Origin of the sequence: Flavobacterium anhuiense, assembly GCF_050990855.1 — a bacterium.
Taxonomy (GTDB): Bacteria; Bacteroidota; Bacteroidia; order Flavobacteriales; family Flavobacteriaceae; genus Flavobacterium; species Flavobacterium anhuiense_C.
In genome coordinates, this window is record NZ_CP158861.1 from 1,736,573 (window position 1) to 1,756,854 (window position 20,282).

At 35.1% G+C, this 20,282-nt stretch carries 23 protein-coding genes and 1 riboswitch; of the genes, 6 read left to right on the plus strand and 17 right to left on the minus strand.

The window, feature by feature from the left end; translation table 11 throughout:
• The first annotated feature begins 14 nt into the window (after positions 1-14).
• From ABTV69_RS07770 to ABTV69_RS07785, 4 genes are all read left to right on the plus strand, one after another.
• Positions 15-890, plus strand: a complete 876-nt coding sequence (locus ABTV69_RS07770; protein WP_433835137.1) for a flavin reductase family protein — start codon at positions 15-17, stop codon at positions 888-890.
• A gap of 34 nt (positions 891-924) precedes the next feature.
• Positions 925-1,296, plus strand: coding sequence for a DUF3127 domain-containing protein (locus tag ABTV69_RS07775; RefSeq protein ID WP_095927972.1), 372 nt, complete (start codon positions 925-927; stop codon positions 1,294-1,296).
• Between the two features lie 153 nt (positions 1,297-1,449).
• Positions 1,450-2,088 (plus strand): leucyl/phenylalanyl-tRNA--protein transferase, encoded by a 639-nt coding sequence (gene aat, locus ABTV69_RS07780; RefSeq protein ID WP_433835139.1) that lies wholly within the window; start codon positions 1,450-1,452, stop codon positions 2,086-2,088.
• 2 nt (positions 2,089-2,090) lie between these two features.
• The gene (locus ABTV69_RS07785) at positions 2,091-2,885 is read left to right on the plus strand and encodes an MOSC domain-containing protein (RefSeq protein WP_433835141.1); all 795 of its coding nucleotides are present in this window, start codon (positions 2,091-2,093) and stop codon (positions 2,883-2,885) included.
• Here ABTV69_RS07785 and ABTV69_RS07790 read toward each other — a convergent pair.
• The 11 genes from ABTV69_RS07790 to ABTV69_RS07840 form a co-directional block, all read right to left on the minus strand.
• A complete protein-coding gene (locus ABTV69_RS07790) occupies positions 2,882-3,592 on the minus strand; it encodes a HesA/MoeB/ThiF family protein (protein ID WP_433835143.1) in 711 nt (236 codons plus the stop codon). The two genes, ABTV69_RS07785 and ABTV69_RS07790, sit on opposite strands and share 4 nt — an antisense overlap.
• Positions 3,593-3,656: 64 nt before the next feature.
• Positions 3,657-4,784, minus strand: coding sequence for a 2-iminoacetate synthase ThiH (thiH, locus tag ABTV69_RS07795; RefSeq protein ID WP_433835145.1), 1,128 nt, complete (start codon positions 4,782-4,784; stop codon positions 3,657-3,659).
• Between the two features lie 95 nt (positions 4,785-4,879).
• A complete protein-coding gene (locus ABTV69_RS07800; protein WP_433835147.1) occupies positions 4,880-5,656 on the minus strand; it encodes a thiazole synthase in 777 nt (258 codons plus the stop codon).
• Positions 5,637-6,275, minus strand: a complete 639-nt coding sequence (locus ABTV69_RS07805; RefSeq protein WP_433835149.1) for a thiamine phosphate synthase — start codon at positions 6,273-6,275, stop codon at positions 5,637-5,639. The genes ABTV69_RS07800 and ABTV69_RS07805 overlap by 20 nt, the downstream gene beginning before the upstream one ends.
• Entirely contained in the window at positions 6,268-7,008 is a 741-nt protein-coding gene (locus ABTV69_RS07810) for a hydroxymethylpyrimidine/phosphomethylpyrimidine kinase (RefSeq protein WP_433835153.1), read from the minus strand. The genes ABTV69_RS07805 and ABTV69_RS07810 overlap by 8 nt, the downstream gene beginning before the upstream one ends.
• On the minus strand, positions 6,966-7,577 hold the full coding sequence (locus ABTV69_RS07815; protein ID WP_433835155.1) for a thiamine phosphate synthase: 612 nt from the start codon (positions 7,575-7,577) through the stop codon (positions 6,966-6,968). Before ABTV69_RS07815 ends, ABTV69_RS07810 begins: the two co-directional genes overlap by 43 nt.
• A 21-nt stretch (positions 7,578-7,598) precedes the next feature.
• Entirely contained in the window at positions 7,599-9,419 is a 1,821-nt protein-coding gene (gene thiC / locus ABTV69_RS07820) for a phosphomethylpyrimidine synthase ThiC (protein ID WP_433835157.1), read from the minus strand.
• A gap of 138 nt (positions 9,420-9,557) precedes the next feature.
• A complete protein-coding gene (gene thiS, locus ABTV69_RS07825; protein WP_433835159.1) occupies positions 9,558-9,764 on the minus strand; it encodes a sulfur carrier protein ThiS in 207 nt (68 codons plus the stop codon).
• 65 nt (positions 9,765-9,829) lie between these two features.
• Positions 9,830-9,927: riboswitch (TPP riboswitch) on the minus strand.
• A 123-nt stretch (positions 9,928-10,050) separates the two neighbouring features.
• Positions 10,051-10,611, minus strand: coding sequence for a DNA-3-methyladenine glycosylase I (locus tag ABTV69_RS07830; protein ID WP_433835161.1), 561 nt, complete (start codon positions 10,609-10,611; stop codon positions 10,051-10,053).
• A gap of 66 nt (positions 10,612-10,677) precedes the next feature.
• On the minus strand, positions 10,678-11,358 hold the full coding sequence (locus tag ABTV69_RS07835; protein ID WP_433835163.1) for a hypothetical protein: 681 nt from the start codon (positions 11,356-11,358) through the stop codon (positions 10,678-10,680).
• A gap of 17 nt (positions 11,359-11,375) precedes the next feature.
• A complete protein-coding gene (locus tag ABTV69_RS07840) occupies positions 11,376-12,038 on the minus strand; it encodes a queuosine precursor transporter (RefSeq protein ID WP_433835165.1) in 663 nt (220 codons plus the stop codon).
• Between the two features lie 174 nt (positions 12,039-12,212).
• On the opposite strand from ABTV69_RS07840, the gene ABTV69_RS07845 reads away from it, so the two are divergent.
• Positions 12,213-14,276, plus strand: a complete 2,064-nt coding sequence (locus tag ABTV69_RS07845; RefSeq protein ID WP_433835167.1) for a M3 family metallopeptidase — start codon at positions 12,213-12,215, stop codon at positions 14,274-14,276.
• Between the two features lie 60 nt (positions 14,277-14,336).
• Here the strand turns inward: ABTV69_RS07845 and tsf are convergent, their stop codons facing one another.
• The 6 genes from tsf to ABTV69_RS07875 all read right to left on the minus strand — a co-directional run bounded on the left by tsf (position 14,337) and on the right by ABTV69_RS07875 (position 19,018).
• Positions 14,337-15,299: a translation elongation factor Ts gene (gene tsf, locus ABTV69_RS07850; protein ID WP_433835169.1), complete on the minus strand. Its 963-nt coding sequence runs from the start codon at positions 15,297-15,299 to the stop codon at positions 14,337-14,339.
• A gap of 139 nt (positions 15,300-15,438) precedes the next feature.
• Complete coding sequence (gene rpsB / locus ABTV69_RS07855) at positions 15,439-16,209, minus strand: 30S ribosomal protein S2 (RefSeq protein ID WP_008466790.1); 771 nt, start codon at positions 16,207-16,209, stop codon at positions 15,439-15,441.
• A 188-nt stretch (positions 16,210-16,397) separates the two neighbouring features.
• Entirely contained in the window at positions 16,398-16,784 is a 387-nt protein-coding gene (gene rpsI, locus ABTV69_RS07860; protein WP_035645327.1) for a 30S ribosomal protein S9, read from the minus strand.
• Positions 16,784-17,239: a 50S ribosomal protein L13 gene (rplM, locus tag ABTV69_RS07865; protein ID WP_095927953.1), complete on the minus strand. Its 456-nt coding sequence runs from the start codon at positions 17,237-17,239 to the stop codon at positions 16,784-16,786. Before rplM ends, rpsI begins: the two co-directional genes overlap by 1 nt.
• Before the next feature lie 194 nt (positions 17,240-17,433).
• Positions 17,434-18,246 (minus strand): ferritin-like domain-containing protein, encoded by an 813-nt coding sequence (locus ABTV69_RS07870; protein ID WP_433835172.1) that lies wholly within the window; start codon positions 18,244-18,246, stop codon positions 17,434-17,436.
• A gap of 25 nt (positions 18,247-18,271) precedes the next feature.
• Positions 18,272-19,018, minus strand: a complete 747-nt coding sequence (locus tag ABTV69_RS07875; protein ID WP_433835174.1) for a ferritin-like domain-containing protein — start codon at positions 19,016-19,018, stop codon at positions 18,272-18,274.
• A gap of 207 nt (positions 19,019-19,225) precedes the next feature.
• Between ABTV69_RS07875 and ABTV69_RS07880 the strand changes: the two genes are divergently transcribed.
• Entirely contained in the window at positions 19,226-20,251 is a 1,026-nt protein-coding gene (locus tag ABTV69_RS07880; protein ID WP_433835176.1) for a LacI family DNA-binding transcriptional regulator, read from the plus strand.
• Positions 20,252-20,282 lie beyond the last annotated feature (31 nt).

Below are 20,282 nucleotides of genomic sequence, written 5' to 3' on the forward strand. Positions count from 1 at the left end.
CCAAATTTTAAAGTATGATTAGTATTAACCCAAAAGAGATTCCAACGGTCAAATTGCAAGGCTATCTGCAAAGCTCAATTGGTCCTAGGCCTATTGCTTTTGCAAGTACAATTAGCGAAGAAGGGATTCCTAATTTATCTCCATTTAGTTTCTTTAATGTATTCAGTGCCAATCCGCCAATTTTGGTTTTCTCTCCATCAAGACGTGTTCGAGATAATACGATTAAGCACACTTTAATTAATGCCGAAGCAACAAAAGAAGTTGTGATTAATGTTGTAAATTACGATATCGTACAGCAAACTTCTTTAGCAAGTACAGAATATGGAGATGGAGTAAATGAATTTATCAAAGCGGGATTAACGCAAATTCCGTCAGATCTTGTAAAACCATATCGAGTAAAAGAATCTCCAGTTCAGTTTGAATGCAAGATTACGCAGATTATTCCGTTAGGTACAGAAGGAGGAGCAGGGAATTTGATTTTGTGCGAAGTAGTGAAAATTCATATTGCAGAATCTATTTTAGATGAAAATGGAGCAATTGACCAACATAAAATAGATTTGGTTTCGAGACTTGGAAACAACTGGTATTCAAGATCAAATAAAGGGCTTTTTGAAGTGGCAAAACCCTTGACAACATTAGGAGTAGGAGTAGATGCGATACCTAGTTTTGTAAAAGAAAGCGATGTTTTTGATGGGAACGATTTGGGAAAATTGGGCAACATAGAATCCTTGCCTACAACAGAAGAAGTTACTATATTTGTGAAAGAAAATTTCGCAGTCAAAGGAGTTTTAAGCTCAGATGACCAGAGAAAAGTACACTTAGAAGCCAAAAAATATCTGGATAATGGCGATGTAGAATCGGCTTGGAAAGTGCTTTTGGCTAAGAAATAAAAAGAAATAGAAACAATAATTAATATAGACGAAGATGGAAGTTACAGGAAAAGTAAAAGTGGTTAACCCAGAGCAGCAAGTTAGTGCCTCATTCAAAAAAAGAGAGTTAGTTGTTACTACTGAGGAGCAGTATCCACAACATATTTTAATCGAATTTACACAAGATAAATGCGATTTATTGAGTAGCTATAAACAAGGAGATGCAGTAAAAGTTTCTATCAATTTAAGAGGAAGAGAGTGGGTTAATCCACAAGGAGAAACTAGATATTTCAATAGTATTCAAGGTTGGAGAATCGAAAGATTAGCTCCAGAAGGACCTGCACAAGGAGCGCCAATGCCAGCTGCAGAAACTTTCGCACCAGCAACAAGCATTAACGAAGACGAACCAGACGATTTACCGTTCTAAGAGTTTAGAAATTCTGATATTGAAAATTCCAAATTCCAATTCATACAACTGAATTTGGGATTTGGAATTTTTTATTATTCAAAGAGGGATTGGAATTTGGACTCGAGCGTTCGCGAACAGGCGAAGCAATTTAAAATTTGATTATTTTAAAAGATGTATTATTTATTCAATGATTTATTTTTTCCACCGGTAACCGAAGCCGATGAAGAAGGTGTTTTGGCTGTAGGAGGTGATCTAAGTTCAGAACGGTTGCAGTTGGCTTATAAAAGTGGTATTTTTCCTTGGTTTAATGAAGGAGAACCCATTCTTTGGTGGGCGCCAGATCCAAGAATGGTATTGTTTTTTGATGAATTGGTAATTTCCAAAAGCATGAAAAAGATTCTCAATAAGAAAATCTTTAAGGTTACTTACAATAAGAATTTCAGAGAAGTAATTTCTAATTGTCAAAAGATCAAACGTGAAGGTCAAGATGGAACTTGGATTTCTGATGAAATGATTGAAGCTTATTGCAAATTAAATAAAGAAGGAATAGCAAAATCTGTTGAGGTTTGGCAAGACGATGTTTTGGTTGGCGGTTTATATGGAATTGATCTGGGAGATATTTTCTGTGGAGAAAGTATGTTTTCTAAAGTTTCAAATGCTTCAAAAACCGCATTTATTGCTTTAGCCTTATATTTGAAGAAAGAAAATTACAAATTACTAGATTGTCAGGTTTATAATCCGCATTTAGAAAGTTTGGGTTGCCGCGAAATTGATCGCGAAGAATTTATGTCCATTTTAAAAAGTAAATAAAAATGAGTACAGTTTACAGTGTAAAAGAAATTTATATCTACCCAATAAAAAGTTTGGCAGGTATTAGTTTGAAAAGTGCTAATGCAGAAGAAATGGGCTTTGAAAATGATAGAAGATGGATGCTGATTAATGCTGAAAATGTTCATGTTACGCAAAGAGAATACCCAATCATGAGTCAGTTTTATCCAGAGATTTCAGGAGATAAAATTAAAATTACTTTTGAAGGAGAAACACATGAATTTTCGATTACAGAACATTTAGATACTGCCATAGAATCGCAGGTTTGGGATGATAAAAGTGAAGTTTTCGAAGTAAATAAAGATTCTTCAAAATGGTTTAGCGATAAATTAGGTTTTGATTGCAGATTGGTGAAAATCAATAAAATTGGTGCCCGTAAACATGAAAGTTCAAGAACAAATGAAATATACAATGTTAGTTTGGCCGATGGGTATCCCTATTTATTAATTGGAACGGAAAGTCTAGATTTTTTAAATGAAAAATTAGAAGAAAAAATTACCATTAAAAGATTCCGTCCAAACATCGTTGTAAGCACAAAAAATGCTCACGAAGAAGATGATTTTAAAAACTTTACAATTGGAAAAGTTCAGTTTAAAAACATAAAACCTTGCGGAAGATGCATTATGGTAAACAACGATCCGCAGAAAGGAATTGTAAAAAAAGAACCTCTAAAGACCTTGAGCAAATACAGGAATGTAGACAACTCCGTTTTATTCGGAACTAATATTGTTAGTCTGAATTCAGGAATTATCAGTGTAGGTGATGAGGTTGTTTTCTAAAAATTAAGCTTCGTAAAATTCCAGTTTAAAGTATTGAAAATTACCAATTCATTGTTTAAAGTTGGTAATTCTAGAATCAATTTAAGCGTTTCATGAGCCATCATATTGCCTATAATTCCAGGTAATGTTCCTAAAACGCCATTCAAATTGCAATTTGGAACATCTTTTGGATCTGGCATTTCCGGAAATAAGTCACGTAGATTTTTACTTCCATTATGATTGAAAACAGCAATTTGTCCTTCAAACTTTAAAATACTTCCATACACCAAAGGCTTTTTCATTTCAATACAAGTATCATTGACCAAATATCGAGTCGAAAAATTATCAGAACCGTCTACAACAATATCATATTGTTCAATAATTTTTGAAGCATTTTCAATAGTTAATTTTTCATTAATCGTAACAGCTTCAATCAACGGATTTAATTTAGAAACTACTTTTTGGGCAACAATAGACTTTTGCTGACCAATTTCACTTTCAGTATATAAAATTTGTCGGTGAAGATTATGAATTTCAATAGTATCAAAATCCATAATTCCGATAAAACCAACTCCAGCCGTAGCAATATATTGTAAAATTGGGCAGCCTAAACCGCCAGCTCCAATTACTAAAACTCGTGCTTTTTTTAATTTTTCTTGACCTTCGTCGCCAATTTCAGGAAGTATGGTTTGTCTGTTATAACGAAGGAATTCTTGTATAATGCTCATTTTATAATTTTAGATTTCTGATTTTAGAGTTTAGATTGGTGAATTGCGATTGAAAATCTGAAATCTACAATCTAAAATTTGAAATAAAACTTCGGTCCCAATCTTTCCAAACTGGTTCGTAGCCTGCATTTTTTATGATTTTTGAAATTTCTTCGGCAGAGCGTTCATCGCTGATTTCAAATTGTTCTAACGATTGTGGATCGACAACATAACCACCTGGATTGGTTTTAGAACCCGCGCTCATACTTGTCACGCCAATCGGAATAATATTGTTTCTAAATTTTTCATTTTCCCTTGTTGAAATAGAAATTTCTAAATCTTCATTCCACAATCTGTACGCGCAAATTAACTGTGTCAAATCTTTATCATCCATAATGAAATTCGGTTCGATAATACCTTCAGCAGGACGAAGACGCGGAAAAGAAACCGAGTATTTAGTCTGCCAATATTTCTTTTGCAAATAATCTAAATGCAAAGCGTTGAAAAAACTATCCGTTCGCCAATCTTCCAAACCTAATAAAACGCCCAAACCAATTTTATGAATGCCAGCAGTTCCAATTCGGTCAGGAGTTTCCAATCGATATTCGAAATTTGATTTCTTGCCTTTGGTATGATACTTTTTATAAACTTCTTGATGATACGTTTCTTGATAAACCAAAACAGAGTATACTCCAGCATCATGCAAACGCTCATAATCTTCTGTCGAAAGCGGCTGCACTTCAACAGAAATAATCGAAAATTCTTCTTTGATTAAGTTGATCGCATTCAGAAAATAATTGATGTTTACGGTATAATTTGCCTCGCCAGTAACCAATAAAACATGATCAAAGCCAGTATTTTTTAAAGCTTCCACTTCTAGTTTTATCTCGGCATCGGTTAGTGTTTTTCTTTTGATTTTATTGTCTAAACTAAAGCCGCAATAGGTGCAAATGTTTTGGCATTCGTTGCTCAGATATAAGGGAGCATACATTTGGATCGTTTTACCAAAACGTTTTTTGGTGATTTCATGGCATTTTTGCGCCATTTGTTCTAAATAATTTTGCGCAATAGGAGAGATCAAAATCAAAAAATCATCGAGATTGTATTTGGTTTTGGTCAAAGTTCGTTCGACATCTTTGGATGTGGTTTTGTATATTTTAGATTGGATTTCGTCCCAATTATATTGCTCAAAAATAGATTTGAATGTTTTCATGATGTTTAACCGCAAAGAGCGCAAAGGTTTACGCAAGGTTCGCAAAGCTTTGCGTTCTTGGCGCTTGTCTTTGCGAACTTTGCGGTTGAAAAAAATTATTCATAAAGAAAAGAAGTGAAAGGACTAGAAGCCGAAGCATAATTTTGTTGATTCGCAACTTTAGCCTCAAAAGCTTTTCTCCCGGCAATTACCGCTTCCTTAAATGCCTCAGCCATTAAACTTGGATTTCCAGCGACAGCAATCGCAGTATTCACCAAAACAGCATCAGCACCAATTTCCATAGCTTTTGCAGCATCAGAAGGCGCTCCAATTCCCGCATCGATGATAACTGGAACAGTGCTTTGTTCGATAATAATTTCTAAGAAATCAATCGTTTTTAGACCTTTATTACTTCCAATTGGTGAACCTAAAGGCATTACAGCCGAAGTTCCAGCGCTTTCTAAATGTTTGCACAAAACAGGATCGGCGTGGATGTACGGAAGCACTATGAAACCAAGTTTAGCTAGTTCTTCAGTAGCTTTTAAAGTTTCAATTGGATCCGGCATTAAATATTTCGGATCTGGATGAATTTCCAGTTTTACCCAATTCGTTTCCAATGCTTCACGAGTCAATTGGGCGGCAAAAACCGCTTCTTTGGCATTTCGTGCTCCAGATGTATTGGGTAATAAATTGATGTTCGGGTGTTTTAAGTGCGATAAAATAGCATCAGTATCGGTTTCTAGATCGATGCGTTTTAAGGCAACGGTTACCAATTCGCTTTCTGAAGCTAAAATGGCGCTCTCCATTTCTTCATTTGAACCAAATTTTCCTGTTCCCAAAAACAAACGGGATTTAAAGGTTTTATCTCCTATATTAAACAGTGATGTTTGCATATAATTTTTCGTTTAGTTGTTGAATCAATTTTTCTTTCTCATCACTTTCGGTAATGATTCCAGAAACGGCAATTCCGTGAATTCCAGTTTCCATCAGCGGACTCACATCTCGCAACGTAATGCCTCCAATAGCATAAACAGGGATTTCTATTTTATTTTTTTTCAATTTCTGAAGAATATCAAAATAGCCCGATAATCCTAAAATCGGGCTTAATTTTTCTTTTGTAGCAGTGAAGCGAAAAGGACCTAATCCGATATAATTACAGCCGTTTTTAACATGATTTTGAATGTCTTCAAAAGTATTGGCAGTTCCTCCAATGACTTTTGAAACGCCTAAAAAAGCTCTCGCTTCATCGATTTTGGTATCTGTTAAACCTAGATGAACGCCGTCTGCATCTATTTCTTTGGCAAGATGTAAATCGTCGTTTATGATAAAATTAGCGTTGTACTTTTCGCATAAAGGTTTTATTGCTTCCGCTAAAGTAAAAGCGTCTTTTGGTGTTTGATTTTTAAAACGCATTTGTACCCAATTACAGCCAGAATCTAGAGATTGGTGAATATTGTACAACTGCTTTTCAATGTTTTCGCCTTGCGAGATATATTGAAGTTTACTATACATAATGATATCCGATTAAAGTTGATGTTGAACTCAGGTAATTTTCGATATAGATTTTAGCATTTTTACAGGCCTCTTTTAGCGTTTGATTTAAAGCCAAATTGGAAGCAATTGCAGAAGAAAGCACACAGCCTGAACCGTGTTTTTCAAAACATTTTTTTTCTGTTGGAAGCAATTCTTCAACTTCATCTTTTAGAAATAAACGATCTGTTCCTAAAGCTTTTTCGTTATGCCCGCCTTTCAATAAAATATTCGTTGAAAATTCGTTTTCATTAGAAGTGAAATCAGGAAATAGGATTTCGGCTTCATGATAATTGGGTGTAATCAAATCGATTTTTGAAAGTGTTTTATTTAAATCGAGACGACTTTCAATATTCAGAAATTCAAATTTTGTTGTCGATTTCAAAACGGGATCCCAAACAATTTTCGTTGATGGAGAAAGCAGTTTTATAGTTGAAACAATTCGATTTAAATCATATAAAGAAGACAGGATGCCAATTTTTACTACGCTGATTTTATAATTCAAAAACAGCGTTTCAATAGAACGAATTACAAAACTCAAATCAGTCCACTGAATCTCATAAAACTGATTTTCAGTCTGGATTGTATTCGCTGTCGAAATTGCAAAACCAGTTATTTTATGCTGTTCAAATGTCTTGATATCAGCCAAAATTCCAGCTCCTCCAGATGGATCTAAACCTGCGATTGTAAGTACGAAAGGGCGATCTGTTGACATAATTTAAATTGTTTTAATGGATTTTCATTCTTCCAAATACTTCCTAAAAGCGCGACATCGTCAAAGCCTTTTTCTAAGACTTTTTGAATATTTTCAGAATCAATTCCGCCCAAAGCAACCATTTTTGTTTGATGATTTTTTCGTGATTTTATTTCTTTGAAAAGATCTTTTTCAGGATGATAATTTTCTTTAGAAATGCTTTTAAAAACAGGGCTTAAAAACGCGTAATTAAATTCAGTTGATAGAGAATTGAAATCGCTTATCGAATGTGTTGACGTTGATTTATACCTACAAGGTTTTGAAAACCTTGCAGGAGATTGAACTAGATTATTTCTTTCTTTTTCAGAAAAATGAAATCTTTCAATACCAAAATCCTCCGCTAAATGGTGATGATTATGCAAAACCAAATTTGCTCGAAATTCCAATTTGATTTGATCGATAAACTGTGCCATTTCCAACTCAGAAAAATCAGGTTTCCGAACATGAAGCAAAGGCAATCCTTCTTCCAAGAAAGAATGAAGGATGTCTATTTCATCTTCAACAAAAAAAGGATTCGTAATAAGTATCATCTTTCTTCTTGCTTCTTTTCTCTAGATGTAAATCTCTTTCCCCTGTTCAATAAATTCCTCTGATTTCTCTTGCATTCCTTTTTCTGCCGCAGCAACATCTCTGATTTCCTGAGATATTTTCATAGAGCAGAATTTTGGTCCACACATCGAACAGAAATGCGCCACTTTTGCACCATCGGCAGGAAGTGTTTCATCGTGGAATTCTCTCGCGGTATCTGGATCTAAAGCCAAATTAAACTGATCTTCCCAACGGAATTCAAAGCGTGCTTTACTCAACGCATTATCACGATATTGCGCTCCCGGATGACCTTTGGCCAAATCGGCAGCATGAGCAGAAATTTTATACGTGATTACGCCGTCTTTTACGTCTTTTTTGTTTGGTAAACCAAGGTGTTCTTTTGGCGTAACATAGCATAACATCGCGCAACCGTACCAGCCAATCATAGCGGCACCAATAGCAGAAGTAATATGATCGTAACCCGGTGCAATATCAGTAGTTAACGGACCTAAAGTATAAAACGGAGCTTCATGGCAATGTTCTAATTGTTTGTCCATGTTTTCTTTAATCATGTGCATTGGTACGTGACCTGGGCCTTCAATGAAAACTTGAACATCATGTTTCCAAGCAATTTTTGTCAGTTCGCCCAAAGTTTTTAATTCGGCAAATTGTGCGGCATCATTGGCATCCGCAATCGAACCCGGACGCAAACCATCTCCAAGAGAAAAAGCGACATCGTATTGTTTCATGATTTCGCAGATTTCTTCAAAATGTGTGTACAAAAAGTTTTCTTTATGATGAAACAAACACCATTTTGCCATAATCGATCCACCTCGAGAAACAATTCCCGTAACTCGATTTGCGGTTAAATGAATATAACGAAGCAAAACTCCAGCGTGAATCGTAAAATAAGAAACACCTTGTTCTGCCTGCTCAATCAACGTATCACGGAAAATTTCCCAAGTTAAATCTTCGGCAATTCCTTTTACTTTTTCTAATGCTTGGTAAATTGGAACGGTCCCGATTGGAACAGGAGAGTTACGGATAATCCATTCTCTAGTTTCGTGAATGTTTTTTCCTGTAGATAAGTCCATAATCGTATCAGCTCCCCAACGGCAAGCCCAAACCGCTTTTTCAACTTCTTCTTCAATGCTTGAAGTCACAGCGCTGTTTCCGATATTGGCATTGATTTTTACCAAGAAATTACGACCAACAATCATCGGTTCGCTTTCTGGGTGATTGATGTTGTTTGGAATAATTGCTCTTCCGCAAGCAACCTCAGAACGAACGAACTCTGGAGTGATTTTATTTTTTGGAGTGTTTGCACCAAAGCTGTTTCCGCCGTGTTGGCATTGCATGGCTTTGGTTTGCTCGTTTAATAGCTCGATACGCTGGTTTTCACGAATCGCGATATATTCCATTTCAGGAGTAATGATTCCTTGTTTGGCGTAATATAATTGTGTAACGTTTGCGCCTTTTTTAGCACGTTTTGGCTGATGCAAATACTCAAAACGAAGATGATTCAAGCTTTCATCTTTTAATCGGCTTTGTCCATAATCTGAAGTGATTTCGTCAAGAATTTCAACATCATTTCGGTCAAGAATCCAACTTTCGCGTAAGCGTGGCAATCCTTTTCTAATATCAATTTCAATGTTCGGATCTGTGTAAGCACCCGAAGTATCGTAAACAGTTACAGGTGGATTTTTCTCAATTCCGCCATTGGAAAGTTTGGTGTCGCTTAATGCAATTTCGCGCATCGCTACTTTGATCGGATGAATTTCTCCATCGATATATACTTTTTTAGAATTCGGAAACGGGGTTCTGGATATTTGTTCTTCTTTCATAATATTTTTGTTTCAAGTTTCAGGTTTCAAGTTGATTCTAATCGTGTTTATTTTTTTCAAAGTTTTCCCGTTGAGACGCACCGCAGTGCGTCTAACGTACAGTATGAAAATTGGAATTTGGAATTTCAATATTGAAATTTAACCGCCTTGAGTGGCAGAAATAATCAAAATATCATCAGTTTCGTGTAGGAGATATTCGTTCCATTTGGTTTTTGGAACAACGGTATTGTTGACAGCAACGGCGATTCCGTTTTGTTTTTGCGGAATTTCGAGATCGAGCAATGATTGAACGCTTAGCGATTCAGCATTGAATTTTTTGGTTTGTTGATTGATTTTAAGTTCCATTCCTTTTGAGTTTAGTGTATAGATACACCTTAGGAATGGCTACAAGAACGCATTAAAATGCGTGCAGAAGTCATCTTACTTTTCCCTACGCTAGTATGAACTAGATCAGGTTCAGAGGGTAAAATCTCAGCCTACAACTTTGTAGACACCCCTAAAGTGTGAAGCAAATATATGTAATTTTTGTTTAAAGTTTCAAGTTTTAGGTTTCAAGTTGTTTGTAGAGCATCTTTTTTTGTGCTTATTACGGTTGCAATATAACTTGAAACTTGAAACTTGAAACAATTTTTTATTTTGTTCTCGTCCAGCAATCTTCCGTATGATCATTGACCATTCCGGTGGCTTGCATGTGTGCGTAAATAACGGTTGAACCAACAAATTTAAATCCTCTTTTCTTTAAATCTTTACTGATTTCATCTGAAAGTGGAGTAGTTGCGGGAGCATCTTTTGAATTTTTTAAATTGTTTATGATTGGTTTTCCATCCGTATATTTCCAAATATAATCAGAGAAAGTTCCAAATTCTTCTTGCACTTTCATAAAAGCTTGAGCATTAGAAACGGCAGCTTTAATTTTTAGTTTATTTCGAATAATTCCAGTATTCTGCATTAATTCTTCGATTTTATCTTCGGAATAATTGGCTATTTTTTTGTAATCGAAGTGATCAAAAGCGGCTCTAAAATTTTCTCTTTTATTTAAAATCGTAATCCAGCTTAGTCCTGCTTGAAAGGTTTCTAGAATTAAAAATTCGAATAAAGTCGGGTCGTCATAAACAGGAACACCCCATTCTTCGTCATGATATTTTTTGTATATATCGCTGGAAGTGCACCAGCTGCATCTTATTGGTTCCATTTATTTCTTTCAAGAATAAAAAACTCTTACAGTTTGATTTGAGGTTTTATAAATTTATGGTTATTATTATCTTCCAATCTGCCAGCTATATCCTTTTACGCTTGGAATATAAGCTGAACGTCCAACAATAACTAAATTGGTGTAGATTTTTCTGTTGTATTTTATGCCGATCGCATTACCAGAAGTGTACATTTTATTGGCTTTAAAGACTACTTTCATTTTGCCATCTTCAAGTTCGGCATCAGAAACTTTTTCAACAAACCAAGTCGACTGCCATTTTACGGCCAGTTCATTTTCGGCTGTTTTGGTTACACTTTTTACTAATTTTACAGCTTCTTCTGGTATTTCAAAATGTTCTGTTAGCTGTTTTTGAGTCATCGTTTGGCCCAATTTGCATTTATCTAGTATTTTACGAACATTAACAAAATTCAATAACTCCTCGTTTGCTTGTTTTTTTATGGAAACGGACGGACTTGGGGTATGGGTGGGTAAGTTGGGACTTAAAGTATTGATCGTTATCGGATTTTTAACCTCAAAAGGATTTTTTTGGACAACCGTTTTTTGTGAAGCAAATTCTTTTGAAGCAGTAATGGTTTTTGAAGAAACTTTGCGCGGTATCTTCACGGAAGCTGGTGTCAACTTATTGACAGACTGAATGATTTTTTTGGGCTGTTTTTTTTCTTCATTGCCACAGCTGAAAAAGAAATAGGTAACAGAGAATAAAACGAGAAGATAATTTTTTTTCATGACCTAAAATTTTGTTTTTATTCTTTATGTGCAGGGTCTTCGTCTAAATATTTTTTAATCAGATAATGACCTAAATAAATTGCTGGCGTTAATAAAATAGCTATTGCTAGTTTGAATGTGTATCCTATTAATCCTGAAGATATAAAGGTGTCAAAATCAATTTTTCCAGGAAGCCAAAAAGCAATTCCTAAAACAATAAATGAATCAAATAATTGCGAAATTACAGTAGAGCCAGTCGCTCTCAGCCATATTTTCTTTTCGCCAGTTCTATTTTTAAAAAACCAAAATATCCAAACATCAATAAGCTGAGAAGCCATAAATGCTATTAAACTTCCCACGATAATCCACATGCTCTGTCCAAAAACCGCCTGAAACTGATCGTCGTTTACAGGACTTATTCCTTTTGCAGCCGGAATAGTAATGGCCATAAAGAGTATTAAAAAAGCATAAGCAATCAAACACGCTGTTATAAAAGAAAGTTTTTTTACTCCTTTTTCTCCAAAATGATCGTTAATCAAATCGGTAGTTAAAAATACAATTGGCCAAGGCAAAATACCTATGCTCATTACAAAAGGTCCAACTTGAATTAACTTTCCCCCAATTAACTCAGCCACAACGGCATTGGTGATAAATATTCCTGATAAAATTACAAAAACAATTTCTCTTCTGGTTCTAAACATTTGATTTTTGGTATTGATATTTCAAAAATAAACTATTTCTGTTTAAATCTTAGGGACGGATTAATTTTTATAATCTGTTAGAATATGAAGTTTGCTTTCGATTGGTTAATTTTGAGATTCTGTTCCATTTTTTTGTTAAAAGGATTTTGCGCAGAATTAATTAATGTATTTATTATGAAAACACCAATAGAATTAGATAATCCATTGTTAAAAGACTGGACAGGTCCTTATGGAGGAGTTCCGGATTTTAATGCATATAAAGTTTCAGATTTCAAACCTGCTATAGAATTTGCTATTCAGGAAAAGTTAGAAGAAATAGAAGCAATTTCAAATAACGGTGCAAAACCGACTTTTGAAAATACAGTCAAAGCTTTGGAGCTTTCGGGCAAAAAAATGGATCGAATTTATGCCGTTTATGGAATTTACAGATCTAATTTGAGTACTCCAGAATTTAATGTCGTAGATACGGAAATGTCGCCAAAATTGGCAGAGATTAGCGATAAGCTTTATCAAAATGAGAAATTGTTTTCTCGAATTGAAGCTTTGTACAAATCGGAAGAAAAAGAAAATCTGACAAAGGAGCAACAACGTTTGCTTTGGTTGTATTACACTGATTTTGTTAGAGAAGGAGCAGAGCTTAACGAACAAGATAAGGCAAAAGTTGCGAAGATAAACCAGGAATTAGCGGGACTTTTTACCGCTTTTAGTCAAAAATTGCTGGCAGAAGAAAATGATCAGTATATAGAATTAAAAACAGAAGGTGATTTTGATGGTTTGCCTGAAGAATTCAAAAATGCCGCTATAGCTGAAGCAAAAGAAAGAAATCTGAGTGTTCTTGGATGTATTGGAAACACAAGATCTTCCATAGAGCCATTTTTAACTTTTTCTAATAAAAGAAATTTAAGAGAAGAAGCCTTTGAGATTTTTGTAAAACGAGGCGATAATCAGAATGAAAATGACACCAATGAAACTCTTGTTTCTATTTTGAAATTAAGAGCAGAAAAGGCTGCTATTTTAGGTTTTGCCAATTTTGCAGAGTGGAGTTTGTCTAATAAAATGGCGAAAGATCCGCAGAAAACGCTTGATTTGATGCATTCTGTATGGAAGCCTGCTGTAGAAAAAGTCAAAAATGATGTTGCGGCCATGCAGGAAACGGTAAATAATGAAGGGGGAGATTTTAGAATTCAGCCTTGGGATTATCGTTTTTATGCTGAAAAAGTGCGTAAAGCAAAATACGATTTAGATCAGAATGAAATTAAACAGTATTTGCAACTGGAAAATTTACGTGAAGGAATGTTCTGGACGGCGGGTGAATTGTTTGATTTAGGTTTCAAACAATTATTTGATGTTCCAGTGTATCATTCTGATGTTCGCGTTTGGGAGGTGAATAATAAAAATACAGGCACACCAATTGGTTTGTGGTATTTTGATCCCTATGCGCGTGTAGGAAAGCGTTCTGGAGCTTGGATGAACTCACATAGAGAGCAGCAAAAAATAAAAGAAAATGTGCTTCCTATTGTATCAAATAATTGCAATTTTATTAAAGGAAATAGTGATGAACCGGTTTTAATTTCGTGGGATGATGCGACAACTTTGTTTCATGAGTTTGGTCACGCTCTACACGGATTATGTTCTAATGTGACTTATCCGAGTCTTTCTGGAACTTCGGTGGCTAGAGATTATGTTGAATTCCCTTCGCAGTTGTTAGAGCATTGGCTGGCAATTCCAGAGGTTTTAAATAAGTTTGCACTTCATTATAAAACAAACGAACCTTTGTCTCCATCATTGGTAGATAGAATAGGAAAAGCGGCCAATTTTAATGAAGGTTTTGCAACAGTAGAAACAATTTCAAGTTCTTTTGTTGATATGAAATTGCATTTGACAACTGACATAATTGATCCGCATGCTTTTGAAAGGAAAGTTTTAAGCGAAATTAATATGCCATCAGAAATTGTAATGCGACACAGAATTCCGCAATTTGCTCATATTTTTTCAAGTGATGGATATGCTGCGGGGTATTACAGCTATTTATGGGCAGATGTGATCAATGCAGATGCTTATGAAGCTTTTCTTGAAGCTGGAGGTCCATTTGATAAAAATATTTCTGAACGCCTTTATAAAACGGTTTTAAGCGTAGGAAATACGATTGATAATGAAGTAATGTATGAGAATTTCAGAGGACATGCACCGCAATCAGATGCGCTGATGCGAGCAAGAAATTTTCCTGTTGAAAGTTAAAGAATAAAAAAGCCCGAATAACTAAATATTCGGGCTTTTTAATATTGAAAAAATAATATATTAACCTAAAGTAACTCTTTTGAAACCTGTGATTTCAACGTTGAATCCTTTAACGTAATCGCCTACTTTTTTACTGTCATCTTTGATGAAGTTTTGGTCTAATAACGCTTTTTCTTGGTCTAAAGTTGTGTTATCAGAGATAAAACGTTGAACTTTTCCTGGAAGAATTTTGTCCCAGATTTGCTCTGGTTTTCCTTCAGCTTTTAATTCAGCTTTAGCATCTTCTTCAGCTTGTTTGATAACTTCTGGAGTTAATTGAGAGAAAGAGATGTATTTAGGAACATTTTTTAAAGTTTTTCCTAAACGTTTTGCTTCTTCATTGTCTTTTTCGATTACAGCAATACGAGCTGCAAGTTCAGATTCAACGAAAGCTGGATCAAAATCTTTGTAAGATAATGTGTCAGCACCCATAGAAGCAACTTGCATAGAAATATCTTTTGTTAACGCTTCAGCGTTAGCAACTGGAGCAGAAATTGCAGTTAAAGCAGCAATTTTATTAACGTGAACATAAGATCCAACGTAAGCACCTTCTAAAATTTCGAAACCACCGATTTCGATTTTTTCACCGATAACACCAGTTTGCTCGATTAATTTCTCTGCAACGGTAATTCCGTTGAAATCAGAAGCTAGTAATTCTTCTTTAGAAGAGAAATTGATAGCTCTTTCAACTAAATCTTTAGCTAAAGTAACGAAAGCCTCATTTTTACCTACGAAGTCAGTTTCGCAGTTTAAAGTGATGATAGCTCCTTTAGTGTTGTCAGCATTGATAAAAGAAACAGCAGCTCCTTCAGAAGACTCACGGTCAGAACGGTTAGCAGCAACTTTTTGTCCTTTTTCTCTAAGGATTTGGATCGCTTTATCGAAATCTCCTTCAGCTTCAACTAAAGCTTTTTTACAGTCCATCATTCCGGCACCTGTAGATTGTCTTAATTTATTTACGTCTGCAGCAGTAATTGTTGCCATAATATTTTGAATTTTAATGTTAAAAGTAAAAATTCCATCTTCTAAATCCCAAACTCCAATTTTATTAAATTATCAACATAACGTTTTTAATTTTTTATTTTGGAATTTGGAATTTAAAATTTGGAATTTAAAATTTGATTTATTCTTCAGTTTCAGTTGCAGGAGCAGCTTCAGCTTCAACAGCAGGAGCTTCTTCAGCAGCTTCAACTTCTTTCTCAGCACCTCTGTCAGAAAGACCTTCGATTACTGCAGTAGTCACTAAAGATAAAATTTTGTCAATTGATTTAGAAGCATCATCATTTGCAGGAATCACGTAATCAACCTCTCTTGGGTCAGAATTCGTATCAACCATTGCGAAAACTGGAATGTTTAATTTTTGAGCTTCTTTTATTGCGATGTGTTCAGCTTTGATATCTACTACGAACAATGCTGCAGGTAGTCTAGACATATCAGCAATTGAACCTAAGTTTTTCTCCAATTTAGCACGTAGACGATCAACTTGCAAACGCTCTTTTTTAGATAACGTGTTGAATGTACCATCTTTCTTCATTTTATCGATAGAAGACATTTTTTTAACTGCCTTTCTGATAGTAACGAAGTTAGTTAACATTCCACCTGGCCATCTTTCAGTGATGTAAGGCATGTTTGCAGCTTTTGCTTTATCAGCAACGATGTCTTTTGCTTGTTTTTTGGTAGCTACGAATAAAATTTTTCTACCTGATGCAGCGATTTTTTTCAAAGCTTCGTTAGCTTCTTCAATTTTAGCTGCAGTTTTATATAGATTGATAATGTGAATACCATTACGCTCCATATAAATGTAAGGAGCCATGTTTGGATCCCATTTTCTAGTCATGTGTCCGAAGTGAACACCTGCTTCTAGTAATTCTTTTACTTCTATTTTGTTTGCCATTTTTGTACTAGTTTACGTTCTGTTGATTAGCAATGTGTTGTGACTTTAAGGCTTTCGACTTTCAGACTTATAACCCATTTAGATGCTAAACTATATCCTACCTCGGTAGGAGAGCAACAATAACTGTGTTTTTTAATTTCAATAAATAATTGATAATGTCTTGTCCCATCTGAACAAGACAGGTAATATTAACGTTTAGAGAATTGGAATCTCTTACGAGCTTTCTTCTGACCGAATTTCTTACGTTCAACCATTCTAGGGTCTCTTGTTAATAAACCTTCTGGTTTAAGGATTCCTCTGTTTTCAGCGTTAACTTCACACATTACGCGTGCTAATGCCATTCTAACAGCTTCTGCCTGACCAGTTGTACCACCTCCGTAAACATTCACTTTTACGTCAAAGTTACCAGCGTTTTCTGTCATAGAAAGCGGCTGTAACACTTTGTACTGTAAAGTTGCAGTTGGAAAGTAAGTTGCGAATTCTTTTTTGTTTACAGTGATGTTTCCAGTTCCTTCAGAAACGTAAACACGTGCAACAGCGGTTTTTCTTCTACCGATTTTGTGAATAACTCCCATTACTTAAGATCATTTAGGTTAACAGTTCTAGGTTTTTGAGCTCCGTGAGTGTGCTCAGATCCTACAACAACATTTAGATTTCTAAAAAGTTCAGCTCCTAATTTGTTTTTAGGTAACATACCTTTTACAGCTTTTTCTACTAATAATGCAGGGTTTTTAGCTTGCAATACTTTAGCAGTTAAAGTTCTTTGTCCTCCTGGGTAACCTGTATGACGCATGTAAATTTTGTCATTCAATTTTGTACCTGTAAGGTTAATTTTTTCTGAGTTGATAACAATTACGTTATCTCCACAGTCAACGTGCGGTGTGTAACTTGGTTTGTACTTACCTCTTAAAATCATAGCAACTTTAGAAGCAAGACGTCCTAAGTTATGACCTTCAGCGTCAACAACAATCCACTCTTTAGTTACAGTGGCTTTACTTGCTGAAACCGTTTTGTAGCTTAATGCGTCCATAATATTATTTTAATTAAACATTCCATCCCCAATAAAGGGGATGCAAAAGTACAATTAATTATTTTAAAACCAAATACCTGAAAGAATATTTTATCTGCTGAAAATCAGGGCTTCAGTTTTTTAATTGTTTAAGGAATAAAAAAACCGTCTCTGCAATAAAGTAAAGACGGTTAAATATTTAGAAGAAAAATCGCTTATACGATAAATATATTGGCAATATCAACTACTTGTTGTGTGGTAAGTGGCTCATCATAAGCCTCTGAACCTGCAGCGGCTCCAAAAGCAGTTGCGGTATTAAAGCCTGCTTGCATCGTAACACCTTCGCCATCGTAAACGGCTTGGGTAGCAGCCGGCATACCTGCACCTCTTTCCGAATTTGAAATCCATCCTTTTAAACCTCGTAATCTTCTTACTTCGGAGGCGTGACGCGCTTCAACAGAATGAATTTGTAATGCAGCAGTTAATAGGTCTGGTGTGGTAATTAAGTTTGCAGCTTGTCCTTTATACGCTCTAACTCCTGTATCTTCAAAGGCTTGTGCCAAAGCTAAAAAGGTTGGATAATCTCCAAAAGGATTAAAAGCGCCTCCAACTGTAAAGTCAAAAGTTGGTTTTGGAACAAAGTTGGCGCTGGCAGTTCCGCCTAATCCTGCAATTAGAAATTTCACGTGATCAGATTCGTGTGCTGCGATTTGTTGAAAAACTTTTAAATCTCTTCCGCCGTTTTCAGAAGCAGGAATTACCCCTGAATCTAATGCCATGGCGTAAAATTCGTTTTCAAGATATTCTAAGGTTAAAGCAAATTGCAAAGCCCCAATTGGAGTTGCAGGCGTTGCTGTAATGTCTTTTGCGAAAGCTTTATTAGTTAGAGCTGATAATCCGAATGGGATTGAGGCTAGAGCTAAATTCTTTCCAATATTCCCGAACTGAGTAAAACTGTCTCTTCGTGTACCTTTATTGTTTATCAAATTGTCATCAGTAAAGGATTCTATAAATTTTAAAATGTTCATAATTTCTACGTTTTAGCGGTTAAGATTAAGGTAAGTATTTAGCTGTGAATTTTGTGGTTATAAAATTGGCAGCGATTGGCAGGATTTTAGAAGGATCTTTTGCATCGTCTAAACCTGTAGTCATATTTACAATATCGTCTCCAGCAAAATCTTTAGAATTCGGATTAATTAAGCTTCTGATGGCAGACGCATGTCTTGCTTCAACAGAAACAATTTTTCCTGCCAATAATAAATAATCTGCTGTTTTAATCAGTTTGCCTGCACCATTGTAGGCTGCTACTCCAGTGTCTTCTAATGCTTTTGCAGTGGCAAGTACTTCGGTACGGCTGTTGAAATTTAAAGAGCCATAATTAAACGCTAAAGAAGGTAGTAATTGTGAACTAGGATCTGGAAGTGCTCCAGTTAAAGCAGCTTTAAAGAAATCTCTATGAACTACTTCGTGATGATATAAATCGGTTAAAACTTCTCTTTCAAGACTGCTAAATACAGTATTGAAGCTACTGGCATTTACTACTTTTGTGTAAAAGTCAGCTTCTAGTTGTTCGAGAGCATACGCATAAGTCAATACTCCAAAATCTCCAGAGCCTAAATCAAAAACGCCATTTTTTATTCCAGGTAAGGAATTGTCTGGCATATCATTATCGTTGTCATTGTCGCTGCAGCCAGCTAGAACTAAACCTGTGGTCACTAATGTTAATCCACTGAGCTTAAGAAAGCTCCTTCTGCTATTCAATGAAGGGTCAACTTCATGAATTTTAACTTCGTTTTTCATAATCAAGTTTTTATTAGGTTAACAACATTGGTTCTTAGTTAATTGGTATTTAGTTATTAACGAAATTTTAGGAAGTGCGGTTTTGAAATAGTGGTTTAATTTATTATTATTTCGAAAAGACTTATATTTTTAAATACTAATAGCTTCTTTTTGTTTTATTTTCGGTAATTCTACTATATTTGTATTAATTACATAAAATTCAATTGGATGAAAGCTAAAGCAACTCTAAAACAAATTGCGAAGGAACTGGGCGTTTCTGTTTCGACTGTATCTAAAGCGTTGAATGACAGCCCAGAAATTAGTGAACAAACCAAGGTGAAGATTAAAGAGTATGCCAAACTCAAAAATTATAAGCCGAATGTTATTGGTTTGAATCTTAAGAATCGTAAGACAAAAACGATCGGGGTAATTATTCCTAATATTTTAAATTCTTTCTTCGCGAAAGTTTTTAGCGGTATTGAGAAAGTTGCCGATAAAAAAGGATATAATGTAATTACCTGTATCTCTAACGAATCTTTAGAAAAAGAAATTCATACGCTTGAAATGTTGAGCAACGGAACTATTGACGGATTTATCCTTTCGGTTTCTCAAGAAGCTCAAAAACTTCAAGATTACAATCATTTTTCTGAAATAATTAACGACGGAACACCAATTGTAATGTTTGATCGTATTGCAGATGAAGTTGATTGTGATAAAGTTGTGGTAGATGATTTTGATTCGGCATTAAACTCAACGCAGCATTTAATTAATTTAGGATGCAAAAACATTGCTTTAATTTCGTCTGTAGATAATTTAAGTGTTGGAAAATTGAGAGCCGATGGATATTTGAAAGCGTTAGCGGACAATAATATTCCGGTAAACGAAAAAATTATTCTTCGTACTGATTCTGAAGAGGACATGAAAGCTAAAATTGATTCAATTTTTGACAATAAAATTGACGGAATTTTTGCTTTGGACGAAAATGATTCGGTTGCCGCTTTAAGGGTAAGTTTGAAAAAAGGGTATAGAGTTCCAGAAGATATTTCTATTATTGGTTTTGCTGATGGTATTTTGGCTTCAAGACGTTTATCACCAAGTTTGACAACAGTAAGTCAGCATGGAGTTGAAATTGGAGAAGTAGCGGCAAAAAGATTAATCGAAAGATTAGAAGAGCCAGAAGGAACGGTTTCTGAATACGAAACAATCGTAATCAAGACAAAATTGAAAGAAAGAGAATCAACTCGAAAAAAATAAAACTAAAAATCCCTTCATTAAGAAGGGATTT

Excerpts from the sequence above, each read along its gene's own strand:
- ABTV69_RS07770 (WP_433835137.1), top strand. The coding sequence starts at position 15 with ATGATTAGTATTAACCCAAAAGAGATTCCAACGGTCAAATTGCAAGGC.
- ABTV69_RS07775 (WP_095927972.1), top strand. The coding sequence starts at position 925 with ATGGAAGTTACAGGAAAAGTAAAAGTGGTTAACCCAGAGCAGCAAGTT.
- aat (WP_433835139.1), top strand. The coding sequence starts at position 1,450 with ATGTATTATTTATTCAATGATTTATTTTTTCCACCGGTAACCGAAGCC.
- ABTV69_RS07785 (WP_433835141.1), top strand. The coding sequence starts at position 2,091 with ATGAGTACAGTTTACAGTGTAAAAGAAATTTATATCTACCCAATAAAA.
- ABTV69_RS07790 (WP_433835143.1), bottom strand. The coding sequence starts at position 3,592 with ATGAGCATTATACAAGAATTCCTTCGTTATAACAGACAAACCATACTT.
- thiH (WP_433835145.1), bottom strand. The coding sequence starts at position 4,784 with ATGAAAACATTCAAATCTATTTTTGAGCAATATAATTGGGACGAAATC.
- ABTV69_RS07800 (WP_433835147.1), bottom strand. The coding sequence starts at position 5,656 with ATGCAAACATCACTGTTTAATATAGGAGATAAAACCTTTAAATCCCGT.
- ABTV69_RS07805 (WP_433835149.1), bottom strand. The coding sequence starts at position 6,275 with ATGTATAGTAAACTTCAATATATCTCGCAAGGCGAAAACATTGAAAAG.
- ABTV69_RS07810 (WP_433835153.1), bottom strand. The coding sequence starts at position 7,008 with ATGTCAACAGATCGCCCTTTCGTACTTACAATCGCAGGTTTAGATCCA.
- ABTV69_RS07815 (WP_433835155.1), bottom strand. The coding sequence starts at position 7,577 with ATGATACTTATTACGAATCCTTTTTTTGTTGAAGATGAAATAGACATC.
- thiC (WP_433835157.1), bottom strand. The coding sequence starts at position 9,419 with ATGAAAGAAGAACAAATATCCAGAACCCCGTTTCCGAATTCTAAAAAA.
- thiS (WP_433835159.1), bottom strand. The coding sequence starts at position 9,764 with ATGGAACTTAAAATCAATCAACAAACCAAAAAATTCAATGCTGAATCG.
- ABTV69_RS07830 (WP_433835161.1), bottom strand. The coding sequence starts at position 10,611 with ATGGAACCAATAAGATGCAGCTGGTGCACTTCCAGCGATATATACAAA.
- ABTV69_RS07835 (WP_433835163.1), bottom strand. The coding sequence starts at position 11,358 with ATGAAAAAAAATTATCTTCTCGTTTTATTCTCTGTTACCTATTTCTTT.
- ABTV69_RS07840 (WP_433835165.1), bottom strand. The coding sequence starts at position 12,038 with ATGTTTAGAACCAGAAGAGAAATTGTTTTTGTAATTTTATCAGGAATA.
- ABTV69_RS07845 (WP_433835167.1), top strand. The coding sequence starts at position 12,213 with ATGAAAACACCAATAGAATTAGATAATCCATTGTTAAAAGACTGGACA.
- tsf (WP_433835169.1), bottom strand. The coding sequence starts at position 15,299 with ATGGCAACAATTACTGCTGCAGACGTAAATAAATTAAGACAATCTACA.
- rpsB (WP_008466790.1), bottom strand. The coding sequence starts at position 16,209 with ATGGCAAACAAAATAGAAGTAAAAGAATTACTAGAAGCAGGTGTTCAC.
- rpsI (WP_035645327.1), bottom strand. The coding sequence starts at position 16,784 with ATGGGAGTTATTCACAAAATCGGTAGAAGAAAAACCGCTGTTGCACGT.
- rplM (WP_095927953.1), bottom strand. The coding sequence starts at position 17,239 with ATGGACGCATTAAGCTACAAAACGGTTTCAGCAAGTAAAGCCACTGTA.
- ABTV69_RS07870 (WP_433835172.1), bottom strand. The coding sequence starts at position 18,246 with ATGAACATTTTAAAATTTATAGAATCCTTTACTGATGACAATTTGATA.
- ABTV69_RS07875 (WP_433835174.1), bottom strand. The coding sequence starts at position 19,018 with ATGAAAAACGAAGTTAAAATTCATGAAGTTGACCCTTCATTGAATAGC.
- ABTV69_RS07880 (WP_433835176.1), top strand. The coding sequence starts at position 19,226 with ATGAAAGCTAAAGCAACTCTAAAACAAATTGCGAAGGAACTGGGCGTT.